Annotated in this window: 12 protein-coding genes; 4 read left to right on the top strand and 8 right to left on the bottom strand. The window is 71.3% G+C overall.

Annotation, left to right across the window (positions count from 1 at the left end; all coding sequences use genetic code 11):
- Positions 1-3: 3 nt before the first annotated feature.
- Positions 4-1,188 (bottom strand): cysteine desulfurase family protein, encoded by a 1,185-nt coding sequence (locus GVL03_RS06070; protein WP_159500098.1) that lies wholly within the window; start codon positions 1,186-1,188, stop codon positions 4-6.
- A gap of 75 nt (positions 1,189-1,263) precedes the next feature.
- On the opposite strand from GVL03_RS06070, the gene glgX reads away from it, so the two are divergent.
- From glgX to glgB, 3 genes are all read left to right on the top strand, one after another.
- The gene (gene glgX / locus GVL03_RS06065) at positions 1,264-3,378 is read left to right on the top strand and encodes a glycogen debranching protein GlgX (protein ID WP_159500097.1); all 2,115 of its coding nucleotides are present in this window, start codon (positions 1,264-1,266) and stop codon (positions 3,376-3,378) included.
- Between the two features lie 76 nt (positions 3,379-3,454).
- Positions 3,455-5,539, top strand: coding sequence for an alpha-1,4-glucan--maltose-1-phosphate maltosyltransferase (locus tag GVL03_RS06060; RefSeq protein WP_159500096.1), 2,085 nt, complete (start codon positions 3,455-3,457; stop codon positions 5,537-5,539).
- Positions 5,536-7,677, top strand: coding sequence for a 1,4-alpha-glucan branching protein GlgB (glgB, locus tag GVL03_RS06055; RefSeq protein WP_159500095.1), 2,142 nt, complete (start codon positions 5,536-5,538; stop codon positions 7,675-7,677). The genes GVL03_RS06060 and glgB overlap by 4 nt, the downstream gene beginning before the upstream one ends.
- A 31-nt stretch (positions 7,678-7,708) precedes the next feature.
- Here glgB and GVL03_RS06050 read toward each other — a convergent pair whose 3' ends face one another.
- Positions 7,709-8,659 (bottom strand): tetratricopeptide repeat protein, encoded by a 951-nt coding sequence (locus GVL03_RS06050; RefSeq protein WP_159500094.1) that lies wholly within the window; start codon positions 8,657-8,659, stop codon positions 7,709-7,711.
- A complete protein-coding gene (locus tag GVL03_RS06045; protein WP_159500093.1) occupies positions 8,659-10,506 on the bottom strand; it encodes a glycosyl transferase in 1,848 nt (615 codons plus the stop codon). The genes GVL03_RS06050 and GVL03_RS06045 overlap by 1 nt, the downstream gene beginning before the upstream one ends.
- 154 nt (positions 10,507-10,660) lie before the next feature.
- On the opposite strand from GVL03_RS06045, the gene GVL03_RS06040 reads away from it, so the two are divergent.
- Positions 10,661-11,716, top strand: coding sequence for an AI-2E family transporter (locus tag GVL03_RS06040; RefSeq protein WP_159500092.1), 1,056 nt, complete (start codon positions 10,661-10,663; stop codon positions 11,714-11,716).
- A gap of 132 nt (positions 11,717-11,848) precedes the next feature.
- Here GVL03_RS06040 and GVL03_RS06035 read toward each other — a convergent pair whose 3' ends face one another.
- Genes GVL03_RS06035 through GVL03_RS06015 form a run of 5 tightly spaced genes read right to left on the bottom strand, consistent with a single transcriptional unit; the run spans position 11,849 to position 15,289 of the window.
- Positions 11,849-12,568 carry an alpha/beta hydrolase gene (locus GVL03_RS06035; protein ID WP_159500091.1) on the bottom strand — a complete coding sequence of 240 codons (720 nt, stop codon included), beginning with the start codon at positions 12,566-12,568 and terminating at the stop codon, positions 11,849-11,851.
- Position 12,569: 1 nt separating this feature from the next.
- Positions 12,570-12,854 (bottom strand): hypothetical protein, encoded by a 285-nt coding sequence (locus GVL03_RS06030; RefSeq protein WP_159500090.1) that lies wholly within the window; start codon positions 12,852-12,854, stop codon positions 12,570-12,572.
- 3 nt (positions 12,855-12,857) lie between these two features.
- Positions 12,858-13,595, bottom strand: coding sequence for a lytic transglycosylase domain-containing protein (locus tag GVL03_RS06025; protein ID WP_235038038.1), 738 nt, complete (start codon positions 13,593-13,595; stop codon positions 12,858-12,860).
- A 51-nt stretch (positions 13,596-13,646) separates the two neighbouring features.
- On the bottom strand, positions 13,647-14,264 hold the full coding sequence (locus GVL03_RS06020) for a DivIVA domain-containing protein (protein WP_159500089.1): 618 nt from the start codon (positions 14,262-14,264) through the stop codon (positions 13,647-13,649).
- Entirely contained in the window at positions 14,261-15,289 is a 1,029-nt protein-coding gene (locus tag GVL03_RS06015; protein ID WP_159500088.1) for a phosphatidate cytidylyltransferase, read from the bottom strand. The genes GVL03_RS06020 and GVL03_RS06015 overlap by 4 nt, the downstream gene beginning before the upstream one ends.
- Between the last annotated feature and the right edge of the window lie 4 nt (positions 15,290-15,293).

Below are 15,293 nucleotides of genomic sequence, written 5' to 3'. Positions count from 1 at the left end.
AGTCTACGAGCGCCGGGCGGCGGTGGCCCCGGCCGCCCGGGCGCGCTCCACCGCCCACGGCAGCGCGGCGAGCGCGGCGTCGACGTCCGCATCCGTCGTCGTGCGTCCGAGGCTCATCCGCAGCACCGAACGGGCGGCCTCGTCATCGCGTCCGAGCGCGCGGACCACGTGCGAGGGCTCGGGAACCCCGGCCTGGCACGCGGACCCGGTCGACACCGAGATCCCGCGCTGATCCAACAGGAACAGGAGCGTCTCGCCGCGCGCACCGTCGAACAGGGCGTGGAGGGTCCCCGGCACCCGACGATCGGGGTCTCCGAGGAACTCCACCCCCGGGACGGCGGTGCGGATGCCGGCCGCCAGGCGCTCCCGCAGACGCACCAGCCGCGCCCTCTCCGAGGCCAGCTCGTCGACCGCGGCCTCCGCCGCCGCGGCGAAGGCGACCGCCCCGGCGATGTCCTGGGTGCCGGCCCGCAGGCCGCGCTGCTGGCCGCCGCCGTGCAGCTGCGCGTGCAGCGCCGCACCGCGGGCCACGACGAGGGCGCCGACGCCGACGGGCCCGCCCACCTTGTGCGCCGAGACGCTGAGCGCCGCGAGCCCCGCGGGTCCGCGCGCGTCGCCCCGCCATCCGGAGAACGTCACGGGCACGTGACCGAAGGCCGCGACGGCGTCGAGGTGCAGGGGGATCCCGTGCGCGGCGGCGGATGCGGCGAGCGCCGCGGCGTCCGAGACGGTGCCGACCTCGTTGTTCGCGACGAGCGCCGTGGCGAGCGCCGCATCCGGGAGCGCCCGCGCGAAGGGCTCCACCGGGACGGCGCCGGACTCCTCGAGGGCGACCGGTCGCACCGTCGCGCCGTCGCGCTCGGCCAGTGCGGCCACCGAGTCGAGGGTGGCATGGTGCTCGCCGTCGGGCAGCACGATCGCATCGGAACCCCGGGCACGCGCCGACCAGAGCCCCTTGATCGCGAGGTTCACCGCCTCTGTGCCCCCGCTCGTGAACACGACCTCGATCGGATCGCAGTCGAGCGTGCGCGCCAGGCGCTCCCGCGCGTCCTCGAGGACCCGCCTGGCGGCTTGTCCTCCGCCGTGGATGGACGACGCGTTGCCGACCACCTCGGTCGCGGCGAGCCAGGCGTCGCGGGCCTCGGGGCGCAACGGGCTGGACGCGGCGTGGTCGAGATAGACGTGCACCCGTCCACTGTCGCACGCGCCGGGCGCCCGGGCCCCGTAACCGGCCGGACTCACCGGCTGGCTAGGGTAGTCGGCATGGTCAGCCCGAACCCGACCTCCGACACCGTGATCGCCGCCCCGGGGCTGCTCGCACCCGAGCTCGACGACCTCGGCGTACGTCTCTACGACGGCGGCGGCACCCTGCGCGTCTGGTCGCGCGACGCCGAGGCGATGGAGCTCGTCGTCTTCGACGAGGGCGACCTCGACTGGATCATCGCTTCGGCGCCTCTCGAGCGCCGCGCGCACGGCGTGTGGCAGCTGGACACCGAGCTGCTCCGGCCGGGGACGCGATACGCCGTGCGCGTCTCGGGTCCCTCGACGGTGGGCAGCATGTTCAACCCGCACACGCTCCTGATCGAGCCGTACTCCCGCGGCATCGTCAGCGGAGGGTTCGGGGACTGGCGCTCCGCGGTGGTCGAGTCCGACTTCGACTGGGGCGGCGTCCCCAAGCCGCGCATCCCCCTCGACCGCACGGTGCTCTACGAGGGCCACGTGAAGGGTCTCTCGAAGCGTCACCCCGGGGTGCCCGCGCACCTGCACGGAACCTATGCCGGGCTGGCCCACCCGGCGATGATCGAGCACTTCCTGAGCCTCGGGATCACCACGATCGAGCTGCTGCCGATCCAGATCTTCGCCTCCGAGCCGCGCCTGCTCCAGCTGGGCCTCGGCAACTACTGGGGGTACAACACGCTGAACTTCTTCACCCCCCATCCGGACTACGCCACCGAGGGCGCCCGCCGGGAGGGACCGCAGGCGGTGCTCCGGGAGGTGAAGGGCATGGTGAAGCTCCTCCACGAGGCTGGCCTCGAGGTCGTCCTCGACGTCGTGTACAACCACACCGCCGAAGAGGGCATCGGCGGGCCCCGCACGAGTCTGCGCGGTCTCGACAACCGGGCGTACTACCGCCAGCAGGCCGACGGCACCTACATCGACGTCACCGGCTGCGGCAACTCGCTCGACACGTCGACGGATGCGGCTGCGCGCCTCGTGCTCGACTCGCTGCGCTACTGGGCCGAGGACGTCCAGGTCGACGGGTTCCGCTTCGACCTGGCGGCCACCCTCGGGCGCGACCGGGAGCACATCTTCACCCCGGACCATCCGCTGCTGCGAGCCATCGTCGAGGACCCCCTGCTGGCCGACACGAAGAAGATCGCCGAGCCGTGGGACGTGGGGATGGGCGGGTGGCAGACCGGGAACTTCGGCGACGGCTGGCTGGAGTGGAACGACCGCTACCGCGACCGGGTCCGCAACTTCTGGCTCTCCGACGTCGACTACGCGCGGCGGGCCTCGGCGGCGCCGGTGGGAGTCGGCGGCTTCGCGACGCGCCTCGCGGGGTCGTCGAACACCTTCAGCGAGGAGCGCGGGCCCCTCGCGAGCGTGAACTTCGTGACCGCGCACGACGGGTTCACCCTGCGGGACCTCGTGTCGTACGACGTGAAGCACAACCTGGGCAACGGCGAGCAGGGACGCGACGGCACCGACACGAACCGCTCGTTCAACCACGGCACCGAGGGGCCCACCGACGACGAGCGCATCCTGGCGACGCGGCGGAAGGCCATGCGCAACCTGATGGGCACCCTGCTGCTGTCCGCGGGAGTGCCGATGATCACGGCCGGCGACGAGTTCGGACGATCGCAGCGCGGCAACAACAACGCGTACTGCCACGACTCCGACCTCACCTGGCTGAGCTGGCAGCACGCCCCCTGGCAGCGGGACCTGTTCGCGCACGTGCAGCGACTGCTCCGGCTGCGACGCGAGAACCCGGCGCTGCGGCCCCGACGGTTCGCGCGCCTGGGCATGGAGACCCCGTCCGCCTCCGTCATGGACTGGTACGACGAGCAGGGTGAGACGATGTCGAGCGACCGGTGGACGAACCCCGCCCATCGCACCTTGCAGTACGTCGCCGCATCCACCCCCGAGACCGAGGACTTCAACCGCATCCTGCTGATCGTGCACGGCAACGAGGCGCCGATCGACGTCACCCTGCCGCAGGTCGAGGGGGTGAGTCGGTTCGTGTCGCTCTGGTCGAGCGCCGACGACATGCCCTCGTCCGACGAGCCCGTGCTGGCGCCCGGCGACATCGTGCCGATGCCCCCGACCTCGATGCGCCTGTTCCGTGCGGAGGGACTCCCGAGTCGTTCCGGACGGTGAGCGGATGGCGTCGCCGACGCGCCGTGACGCCTGTCAACCGCTCCCGACTGCGAGGGCCGCGCGATAGGTTCGAGTCGTGGCCACACAGACCCGCTCTCCGATCACACCGGCGTGGCGCAGCGCGTCCGCCATCCCCCTCCGCCCCGCAGCGGACGACGACGCCGGCCGGGACACCGTCACCGGTCGGATCCCCCTCGCCGACCCGCGCCCGTCCGCGTTGCACTCGGCGTTCCGTCCGAGTGCGTTCGCCGGGGAGATCGTGCCCTTCCGGGTCACCGCATTCCGGGAGGGCCACGATCGGATCGGAGTGCACCTCCGGCTCATCGCGCCCGACGGCGGCGAGTCGCTGCACCGTCTCTCCCCCGCCGAGAACGGGCTCGACCACTGGACGACGCAGGTGGGGCTGCTCGACCGGGGTGTGTGGCGTTTCCGATTCGAGGCCCACGGCGACGACTACGCGACCTGGCGTCACGCCGCGGAGCTGAAGATCGCCGCGGGAGTGGATGTCGCCGTGATGCGCGAGATCGGTGCCGCGCTGTTCGAGCGCGCAGAAGCGGAGAAGGACCGTCCCGCGGCCGAGCGCCGCGTCCTGCACGAGCGCGCCCGGGAGTTGCGCGACCCCGGACTCGACGACCTCGCCGCGCTCGCGATCGTCGGCGACGAGGTGCTGGGCGGCTTCTTCCGGGACCGCCCGGTCGTGAGCCTCACGACCGTGGGCGACGCCCAGGAGATCCTCGTGGAGCGCGAGCGCGCCGGAGTCGGCGCCTGGTACGAGTTCTTCCCCCGCTCGGAGGGCGCGACCCGGGGCGACGACGGCACGATCGTCAGCGGAACGTTCCGCACCGCGGCCGCGCGCCTGCCCGAGGTCGCAGCCATGGGCTTCGACGTGCTCTACCTGCCGCCGATCCATCCGATCGGACGCACGAACCGCAAGGGACCCGACAACTCTCTCGTCGCGGGTCCCGACGACCCCGGTTCGCCCTGGGCCATCGGTGGGGCGGACGGCGGACACGACACCGTCCATCCGGATCTCGGCACGCTCGCGGACTTCCGGGCCTTCGTCGCCGCCGCCGAGGCGGTCGGTGTCGAGGTCGCCCTCGACCTCGCCCTCCAGGCGTCGCCGGATCACCCGTGGGTCGCCGAGCACCCAGAATGGTTCACGACCCTCCCGGACGGCACGATCGCGTTCGCCGAGAACCCGCCGAAGAAGTACCAGGACATCTACCCGGTCAACTTCGACAACGACCCCGACGGCATCCGCGCCGAGGTCCTGCGGATCGTCCGGCACTGGATCGCGCAGGGCGTGCGCGTCTTCCGCGTCGACAACCCGCACACCAAGCCCCTCCAGTTCTGGGAATGGCTGATCCGCACCGTCACCGACGAGTCTCCCGACGTCGTCTTCCTCGCGGAGGCCTTCACCCGTCCCGCGCCCATGCAGGCCCTCGCGCAGGCCGGCTTCCAGCAGAGCTACACCTACTTCACCTGGCGCAACAACAAGGCGGAGCTCGAGGAGTTCCTCTCGGAGATCGCTCACTCGACGGCCGATTTCCTCCGCCCGAACCTCTTCGTCAACACGCCCGACATCCTCACCGAGTACCTCCAGTTCGGCGGACGCCCGGCGTACAGGATCCGCGCCGCGATCGCCGCGACCGCCGCGCCCACGTATGGGGTGTACGCGGGCTACGAGCTGTACGAGAACGTCGCACGCCCCGGCAGCGAAGAGAACATCGACAACGAGAAGTACGAGTACAAGATCCGCGACTGGGCGGCCGCCGAGGCGAACGGGGACTCCCTGGCGCCGTACCTGCGCCGCCTGAACGAGATCCGTCGCACCCATCCGGCCCTCCGGCAGCTACGCAACCTCACCATCCACTGGAGCGACGACGACGCCGTGCTCGTCTACGCGAAGCACCTCGACGCCGCGCTCTCCCCCGAGGGCGTGAGCGACACCGTCATCGTGGTCGCCAACGTCGACCCGCACTCGGTGCGCGAGACGACCGTGCATCTCGACACCCGCGTCTGGGGGGTCGAGCCGGGTGCGCCCTTCGCCGTCGAGGACCTCGTCACCGGTCAGAGCTGGACGTGGACGGACCACGACTTCGTCCGCCTCGACGCTTTCGCCGAGCCCGTCCACATCCTCCACGTGAAGGGCCTCGCATGAGCTCCGTCGCCCCGTCCGTCCTCGACACCGTCGCCACCGGCTCGTACCACTCCCCCCACGACGTCCTGGGCCTGCACCGAGGCACCTCGGCGTCGACCTGGGTCGTGCGGGCGCGACGTCCGCTCGCCGAGAGCGTGACGGCGGTGTTCGGCGACGGTCGGCGCGCGCCCCTCGTGCACGAGCGCAACGGCATCTGGGAGGGCGCGGTCGACGGCGACCACGCGCCGTACCAGCTCGTCGCGACCTATGCGGAGGGCACCGCGCACGTGGCGGACGATCCGTACCGGTTCGCGCCGACGCTCGGTGAGCTCGACCTGCATCTCATCCGGGAGGGGCGTCACGAGCAGCTCTGGCGCGTCCTCGGCGCGCATGCGCGCCGGCACGGCGGCTGCGCGGGCACGTCGTTCACCGTGTGGGCCCCGGACGCCCGGGCCGTCCGCGTGGTCGGCGGCTTCAACGGCTGGGACGGACAGGGGCACGCGATGCGCTCGATGGGCGCGAGCGGCGTCTGGGAGCTGTTCGTGCCCGGCATCGGCGAAGGCACGGTCTACAAGTACGAGATCCTCACCGGGCACGAGGGCTGGATCCTCAAGGCCGATCCCATGGCTCGGCTCGCCGAGGTGCCGCCGGCGACCGCGTCCGTCGTGACCGTGTCGGAGTATGTCTGGCAGGACGACGCCTGGATCGCCGAGCGCGCCCGGTCGCAGCCGGTGACGAAGCCGATGTCGGTCTACGAGCTGCATCTCGGGTCGTGGCGACCCGGTCTCGGCTACCGCGAGGCGGCGGAGCCGCTGGTCGAGTACCTCACCGCGCAGGGTTTCACGCACGTGGAGTTCCTGCCGCTCGCCGAGCACCCCTTCGGCGGATCGTGGGGGTACCAGGTCACCGGCTACTACGCGCCGACGAGCAGGTTCGGCAACCCGGACGACCTGCGCCACCTGATCGACCGGCTGCACGGTGCCGGCATCGGCGTGATCATGGACTGGGTGCCCGGCCACTTCCCGAAGGACGCCTTCGCGCTCGCCCGGTTCGACGGACAGCCCCTCTACGAGCACCCGGATCCCCGCCGCGGCGAGCACCGCGACTGGGGCACTCTCATCTTCGACTACGGCCGCAACGAGGTGCGTAACTTCCTGGTCGCGAACGCGCTCTACTGGTTCGAGGAGTTCCACGTGGACGGCCTGCGCGTCGACGCCGTCGCGTCGATGCTGTACCTCGACTACTCCCGCGAGCAGGGCGAGTGGGAGCCGAACGTCCACGGCGGACGCGAGAACCTCGAGGCCATCCGGTTCCTGCAGGAGACGAACGCCACCGTCTACAAGACCTTCCCCGGCGTCGCCATGATCGCCGAGGAGTCCACGAGCTTCCCCGGGGTGACGGCCCCGACGAGCGCCGGCGGGCTCGGGTTCGGCTTCAAGTGGAACATGGGCTGGATGAACGACTCGCTCGTCTACATCTCGCGCGACCCGATGTACCGCGCGCACCACGAGGGCGAGCTGTCGTTCTCCTTCGTCTACGCCTTCAGCGAGAACTACATCCTGCCGATCAGCCACGACGAGGTCGTGCACGGCAAGGGCAGCCTCTTCGCCCGGATGCCGGGCGACCACTGGCAGAAGCTGGCGGGCATGCGGCTGTACCTGTCGTACATGTGGGGGCACCCGGGCAAGCAGCTGCTGTTCATGGGTCAGGAGTTGGGCCAGATCTCGGAGTGGTCCGAGGGCAGGAGCCTCGACTGGTGGCTGCTCGACCAGCCCTCGCACCGGGAGCTGCAGGACTTCGTCGCCGCGCTGAACCGCGTGTACCGCGAGCAGCCGGCGCTGTGGACCCGCGACCACGAGGCCGACGCGTTCGCGCGGATCGGCGGTCCCGCCTGGGACCCCAACGTGTCCGCCTTCGTCCGCCGCGACGACGAAGGCGATGCCGTCGTGGTGCTGTGCAACTTCTCCGGGGTGTCGATCGGCGATCTCGAGCTCGACCTGCCCGCCGCCGGGCGTTGGGACGAGATCCTCAACTCGGACGCCGCGGCGTACGGCGGATCCGGCGTGGGCAACCTCGGCGCGGTCCACACGGATGCCGCGGGCCGGGCCCGCGTGACCCTCCCGCCGCTCGGCGCGCTCTGGCTTCGGCACGCCCGCTGACGCCCCGGCCCGCGCCGGCGGCGCGGCGGGCTCAGAAAAGCAGCGACGCGAGTCTGCCGCGCGCGCGGATGACGCGCGGATCGGCGTCGCCGACGAGTCCGAAGAGCTCGAGCAGCCGTTCCCGCACCTGCGCGCGCTCGTCGTCGGGCAGCAGGGCGAAGAGGTCGAGAAGACGGTCGAAGGCGTCCTCCACGTGGCCGCCCGAGACGTCGAGGTCTGCGACCGCGAACTGCGCGTCGACATCGCGGGGAGCCGCGGCCGCCGCCGCGCGGGCCTCGTGCAGGTCGAGGCCCTGCACGCGCTGCAGCAGCGACACCTGCCCGAGACCGGCCTTGGCGTCGGCGTCGCGCGGGTCCTCCGTGAGGGCGCGCCGGTACGCCGCCTCCGCACGGGCGTAGTCTCCGGCCTCGATCGCGTCGTACGCCTCCGCGTGCAGCGGCGGAAGGGCAGGCTCCGCGGGCTCCTCGGACTCGATCCCGTCCTCCCCGGCCGGGGCGGGGACGGTCCCGGTCACGCCGTTCTGCGCAGCGAGCTGCAGCAGCTGCGCGAACACCTCGCGCACCTGCTGCTCCGGCACGGCGCCAGTGAACAGCGGGACGGGCTGGCCCGCGACGAGCGCGACCACCATCGGGATCGACTGCGCGCGGAACGCCTGGCTGAGCTGCGGGTTCGCATCGACGTCGACCTTTCCGAGCACCACCCGCCCGCCGAGCTCCGTGACGACCTTTTCCAGCACCGGGCTCAGCTGCTTGCAGGGACCGCACCACTCCGCCCAGAGGTCGATGACCACCGGGACGGTGCGCGAGAGCTCGAGCACCTGCGGGAACGAGTCGTCCGTCACGTCGAACACGAGCGACGGCGAGGCACCGGGGGCTCCGGCAGCGGCCGGCGTGTCGCCTGCGGCGGGAGCCGGCGCGCGGTTGCGCAGGGCGGACAGGTCGACGGCGCCGCGCAGCACGGCGCCGGGAGCAGGATCGGTCATCACAGAACCTTCGCTTCGAGGATGTTGGAGGAGTAGCCCAGCAGACGGATCTTCTCCGTCGATCCCTGCGCGGGCACGTAGAAGAAGAGCTGGTCGGCAAACGTGGTGGACACGCCCGTCTGGGACTCGGCCACCCCGGTGAGCGCCTCGACGGTCGGGTTGCCGTCGAACTTGATCACGACGTCCTCGTTGGCAGGCGTCACGGTGTCGGATTCGTCGACGGTCACCGCGACGATCGCCCCGCTCTCCAGGGTCGCGAGCGCCAGCGGCGCATCGGCACCGGGCGTCGCGCCGAACTCGAGCGTCCCGGTGTCGGTCGCCGTCGTGTTGAAGGCGTCCAGCCGCTCCTGGCGGTCGGCGGCGACGCTCTCGCTGAACCGGTCGGACTCCTCGTCGAACAGGTCCGCGAACGAGCTCTCCGCGCCGCGCGTGAGAACGTCCGCATACGCCGCCGCCAGCTCGTCGGGGGCGAGCACCAGGAAGGACGAGTCCGGCGGCACCTGCGCCGCACCGATGTACGCCGGCGCGAGATCGGGCATCTCGGTGGATCCGCCGAGGTTGCCGATGTAGGACAACGTGTAGGCGGCCCACGGGTCGTCCTGCGTCATCATCATGATGGTGGAGGTCGTGGCGTCCGATGCCTCGTTCTGCACGACCGCCATCACGGTGCGCGGCCAGGCGTCGTAGGCCTGCGGGAGGATGATCTGCGCAGGCCCCGACGGGATGGCGGGCAGCGCCGCGTAGTCGGCGATGCTCGAGCGGAGCGTGTAGTTCGTGGCGCGCTCGGCGAGTGCGGCACCGGACAGCCGGGTGCCCGCAAGCTCGGTGTCCATGGCCTCGTCGGCCTGCGCGACGGTCTCCGCGATGCGAGCGAGGATCTGCTCCGCCTGCGCCTCGGTGACCGCGGGGGTCTGCTGCTGGGCCGAGTCGAGGACGGTCGCGGTCGGGCTGCTGGTCGGCGTCGGTCCGAAGTCCGGCCAGGCGTCTGGCGAGCAGCCCGCGACCGCCACGGTCACACCGAGCAGCGCGGGGAGCGCCGCGAGCGCCTTGCGCCGCCCGAGGGAGCGCCGCGTGGCGGGACCGGCGGCGATCACTCCCTTGTCGGCCCCCGTCACGGACACGTCGATGGGCTGGGTCTCGGGCAGGGGCGGCGGAGCCTTGCGGCGGGGACCACGGGACCGCCGCGCCTGCCGGATGGCGAGGACATAGAGGACGACGCCGCCGAGGAGCACCAGCCCGCCCAGCACGATCAGCGGACCCGCCCAGGGCGTGGTCTGCGAGATGTCCCAGGTCACGGAGATCTCGGCCGGCGCGGGCGCCGTGCCGTCGGCGGCCACGAGCACGCTCATCGTGGCGGGCAGCTGCAGGGACGCGACCACGGCCGTGTCGTCGGCGAACTCCGCGAGCCACAGATCGGAACCGGCCGGGTTGCGGCTCGCCTGCGCGTCGGCCTCGGCATCGGTCTCCGCGGCCTCGACGTCGGCCTCCGCGGTCTCGGGATCGACGGCCTCGGCCGCATCCGGCACCGGCTCCACGACCGACGAGAGGATCTCCCCCTCTTCGCCGGCGGCGACCGCGGTGTACTCCTGGTCGGAGAGCCACGCGGTCATGTCGGCGGTGCGTCCATAGGCGACGAACACGCCGTCGGTGCCGGAGACCTCGAGCGTCTGCGTCCCGGGCAGCGTGTTGAGGACCGCACCGTCGACCAGCGTGTACGGAGTGTCCTCCGTCAGCGCGATCTCGGCGGACTGGGTCGACGGTCCATGGAAGACGGTGCGCTGGGCGATGCCCGCACCGATCAGTACGGCGGCGAGCACGAAGGCTGCGACGGCCCAGACGAAACGCACGAAACTATCCTCCCGACGCCTGACGGCGGCTCGATCCGACGTTCCAGCCTAGCCGAGAGCGGCTGGGTGTTGTGCGAGAGGGGTGTCCCCCGCGCCCTTCCCCCTCGGGGGACGTAGTCTGACGCATACGTCCCCCGTCAGCGAGGAGTTACCCGTGAAGGTGCACAACCCCTTCCGCGTCGCCTTCATCGGCACGCTCGGCGTCGGCCTCGGCCTGCTGCTGATCGGCAGCGTGCAGACGCTGTCGACGATCCTGCTCTACATCGGCACGGCGCTCTTCCTCTCGCTGGGCCTCGAGCCGGTCGTGGCGTGGCTCGAGCGGCGCAAGCTCAGACGCTGGGCGGCGGTGCTCATCACGGTGCTCGCGGTGCTCGCGGTGTTCGCCGGGATCGTCTGGATGGTGATCCCGATCATCGTGAGCCAGGTCAGCCAGCTCGTCCAGGCGATCACGACGTTCCTCAACAGCACGTCGCTCGACGACATCAAGGAGTGGATCCACTCGATCTTCCCCGCCATCCAGGTCACGGCGATCGACGACACGATCTCGAACTTCCAGGACTGGCTGCTGTCGAACTGGGGCGACATCACCGGCAGTGTGATCAACGTGGGCATCGCGTTCTTCAGCGGCCTGACGGGCGCGTTCATCGTGCTCATCCTGACCATCTACTTCACGGCGTCCACGCCGAGCCTGAAGTCCGCCGTCTACAGCCTCGTACCCGCATCGAAGCGCCCCCGCTTCATCGACCTGTCGGAGCAGATCACCGACTCGGTCGGGTACTACGTCATGGGCCAGGTCGCCCTCGGCGTCACGAACGGCGTGCTGAGCGCGATCCTTCTGACGATCATCCAGGCGCCGTTCCCCGCAGTGCTGGCCGTCATCGCGTTCTTCTTCTCGCTGATCCCGCTCGTGGGCACGCTCACCGGCGCCGCGATCATCGTGCTCACGTGTCTGATCCCCGGCCTCGGCTCCCCGATGACGGCGCTCGTGGCGGCGATCTACTACCTCGTGTACATGCAGCTCGAGGCGTACCTGATCTCGCCGCGCATCATGAACCGCGCCGTGTCGGTGCCGGGTGCGGTCGTCGTGATCGCCGCCCTCGCCGGCGGGTCGCTGCTGGGCCTGCTCGGCGCGCTCGTCGCGATCCCGGTGGCGGCCAGCATCCTGATCCTGTACCGCCAGGTCGTGATCCCGCGTCAGAACGAACGCTAGGCGGGAACGGACATCCTCCGCTGCCGGTGGTGTTCGCGAGCGTGGAGAACGACGTCATGGACGAGCCGGTTCGTCGCGGAGCACGTCCGCGATCAGAATGTCGATGCGCTCGAGTGTTCCCCGCGAATCGCGCTAACCGCGGGAGTCGTCCCACTCGTCGGGCAGCGGAAGCGCAGCGGGGTTGACGGCGGCGACGATCTCGCTCAGCACCCGGCGCGTCTGCGTCTCGCCCACCCAGAGGTGCTTGCCGCCCTCGACCGCGATGAGCGTCGCCTCGGGAACAGCGGCGAACCGCTCGCGCGCCTCGTCGGGGCGGAGGTAGTCGTCGAACTCGGGGATGAGCGCGGTCAGACGGCGGCGATCCCCCGCCCACGCCGCCAGCTCGCCGGCCGTCGTGCGGTGCAGCGGCGGCGAGAGCAGCAGCAGCCCGTCGACGTCGTGCTCACGTCCGTGCTTCAACGCCAGCTCGGTGCCGAACGACCAGCCGACGAGCCACGGATGCGGCAGACCGCGGTCGCGAACGAACTGCATGGCAGCGGCGACGTCGTGGCGCTCGAGCCCCCCGCCGTCGAAAGCCCCTTCGCTCGTTCCCCGCGGCGACGACGTCCCGCGGGTGTTGAACCGCAGCACGGCCAGATCCGCGAGCGCGGGCAGGCGCGCCGCGGCCTTCCGGAGGATGTGCGAGTCCATGAAGCCGCCGTGGGTGGGCAGCGGATGCAGCGTCACGAGCGTCGCGACGGGCTCGGCGTTCTCGGGGGTCGCCAGCTCACCGACGAGCGTGAGCCCGTCGAGAGTGCGCAGCTCGATGTCCTCGCGCCGTGCGGGAAGCTGAACCGCTCCGCGGATCTCCATGTCAGTGCACCTTCCAGCAGGACGAATGCCAATGCCGCCGGGCGGCGAGGTCCGCCGCATCGCCGAGCACGCCGTCGGCTCGCCACACGACGAGGTGCGCGGTCCCTTCGGCGACCTGTCCGCCGCATCCGGGGCACGAGTACACCTTCACCGCCTGAGCGGCCGAGACGGGCTGCACGTTCCACTCGACGCCGCGACGGGACTCGGTGCGTCTCCAGCCCGCGAGCAGGCGGTCGAACGAATCCTGGGCGCGCCGATGCTGCGGCCGTCGACGAGACCTCGGCACAGATCAGTACCAGCCGACGGAGTTCGAGTGGTCCCACGCGCCGCACGGGCTCCCGTAGCGTCCGCTGATGTAGCCGAGGCCCCAGGTGATCTGCGTCGCGGGGTTCGTCGCCCAGTCCTCGCCGGCGCTGGCCATCTTGTTGCCCGGCAGCGACTGCGGGATGCCGTACGCGCCGCTGCCGGCGTTGTACGCGTTCACCCGCCATCCGGACTCGCGGTTCCACAACGCCACGAGGCAGGCGAACTGATCGTCGCCCCAGCCGCGGGCCAGCACCATGTCGTAGGCGATGGCCTGCGCGCTGCCCGGGTCGGGCGAGACGAACGGAGGGCTCCAGGAGCCGCTCGAGCCGCTCGACGACGACGCGGGCTCGGCGACCGGTTCCGGCTCGGGCTCCGGGGTCTTGTAGGCCGAATAGCTGTCGCGGGCGAAATCGATGGCGCCGCCGTCCGACGCGCCGCTCGCGGTGAACGACTGCGCATCGCCGAGGATGGTCGCGTACACGGTCGTCGGCGGGGTCTGCGCCGACGCCGGCTCGGCGAGCACGAGTCCGGCCGGGCCGACATAGGCCGCGGCGAAACCGATCGCCGCGAGCCCGGCGAACGTGCCCACCACTCCTCGCCGACGCGACCAGCGCGGCCCCGGGGTCCTCGCCCCGGCGGCGCCCCGACGCACCGCCGTCCCGGCCGATCGGCGCGTCACGGCGGCGGATGCGGGGGTGCGGAGTTCATCGCCAGAAGTCACAATGTCCCCGATTCTAACGACGCTGCGCTGAGTACGCCATCCGAACCGCGATCAGCCGACCGCGAGCATGATCTCGATCACGGCATCCAGCAGCGCATCGACCTGCGTCTCGCGGTACCCGCCGCGCTGCATCCGGAACGCCACGGAGCGCACCTGCTCGACCGACACGCCCGTGCCGTCGGCGAGGTATCCGGCGATCTTGTCGGCGACGAGGTCGACCTCCTCGATCCGATACCCGTAGCGAAACGCGGAGACGCGGTCGAATCGGTGACGGCGTGGACGCGAGAGGCGATCGAGGATCACCTGCGCCTCGGCCCGCTGCTGCTCCACCCACGACCGTGCGCCCAGCCGGGCGATGGCCTGAGCGCGTTCCTGAGCGGCGAAGGCGTCCTCGACACGGCCGAGAGCCGCATCGACCGCGACCACGGCATAGCCGCCGCGCACCAGCGCGAACGACGCATTGCGCACCGCCGCCGCGGTGACCGCCTCGGCTTCGGAGGGCTCGCCCTCGAAAGAGGCGCGGGCGCGGTCGAGGAACGCATCGACGTCGACGGCGCTGTACCCCTTCGCGCGGCCCCGCGCTCGGGGAAAGGCGTCGCGCGTCTGCTCGACGTCCGCGTTCCGCGTGTCTGCACGGGTGAGAGCGGCGTCCTGGTCGGGGATCGTCATGAGACCGCCAGAGGGGTGAGCAGGTAGTACAGGGCGAGAGCCGCGACCGCGGACGGCAGGATCGAGTCCAGACGGTCCAGCACGCCGCCGTGTCCGGGAAGCCAGGAGCTCATGTCCTTGATCCCCAGGTCGCGTTTGACCATCGACTCGCCGAGATCGCCCACCGTGGCGGTGATGAGGATGACGACGCCCAGGACGATCCCGGTCCACCACGGGAGCCCCAGCAGGAGCCAGGCGAGCAGGACGCCGGCGAGGGCGGAGGCGACGGCCGCGCCGGCGAAGCCCTCCCACGTCTTCTTCGGGCTGATCCGGGGGGCCATCGGATGCCTGCCGAGCGTGAGCCCCGTGACGTAGGCACCGGTGTCGGCGGCGATCGCGACGATCAGGAAGGAGAGCACCCACCATTCGCCGTTCTCCTGTCGGAGGAGGATCAGCGCGAGGCTCGCGAGGAAGGGGACGTACAGCTGGATGAACCCGGCCACGAGCACGTCGTCGACGACCGCGGCGTAGACGCGCCCGTCCCTGGCCGCCATCTGCCCGATGAGCCGGCACACGATGACGAAGGCCACCGCAACGAACAACGCCACCCAGTGCAGCCAGACATCGAAGAACACCGCCGACAGCAGCACGAAGGCGCCGCCGATGAGCTGCGGGGCGATGTCGACACGTCGGCCGGACGCCTGCAGCGCCCGCACGAACTCGAAGACGCCGAGGAGCGCGACCGCCACACCGAGGATCGCGAACGGCCACTTGGCGAAGACGAGCGAGGCGAAGACGACGGCGCCGATCGCGAGCCCGATCACGATCGCCAGGATCAGATCGCGGCCCGTGCGCTGCTTGATGCGTGCGTTGGCCTCCTCGAACTCCGCCCGGGCATGCGCGACCTGCAGCTCGAACTCGCTGCGGGCCGCACGGATGTGAGAGGGCGTTCGCCCGACGTCCGGCGTCTCCTCCGGGCGTGCCGATGCGGGAGCACCGTCGGTGCTCCCGGGAAGCGGCGCTGATTCGCCGGTGGCGTCGGACATCCGG

It is taken from the genome of Microbacterium sp. 18062, assembly GCF_902706225.1.
Taxonomy (GTDB): Bacteria; Actinomycetota; Actinomycetes; order Actinomycetales; family Microbacteriaceae; genus Microbacterium.
The sequence above is the reverse complement of the archived record's forward strand: the minus strand, read 5'-3'. Positions and strand labels throughout refer to the sequence as shown.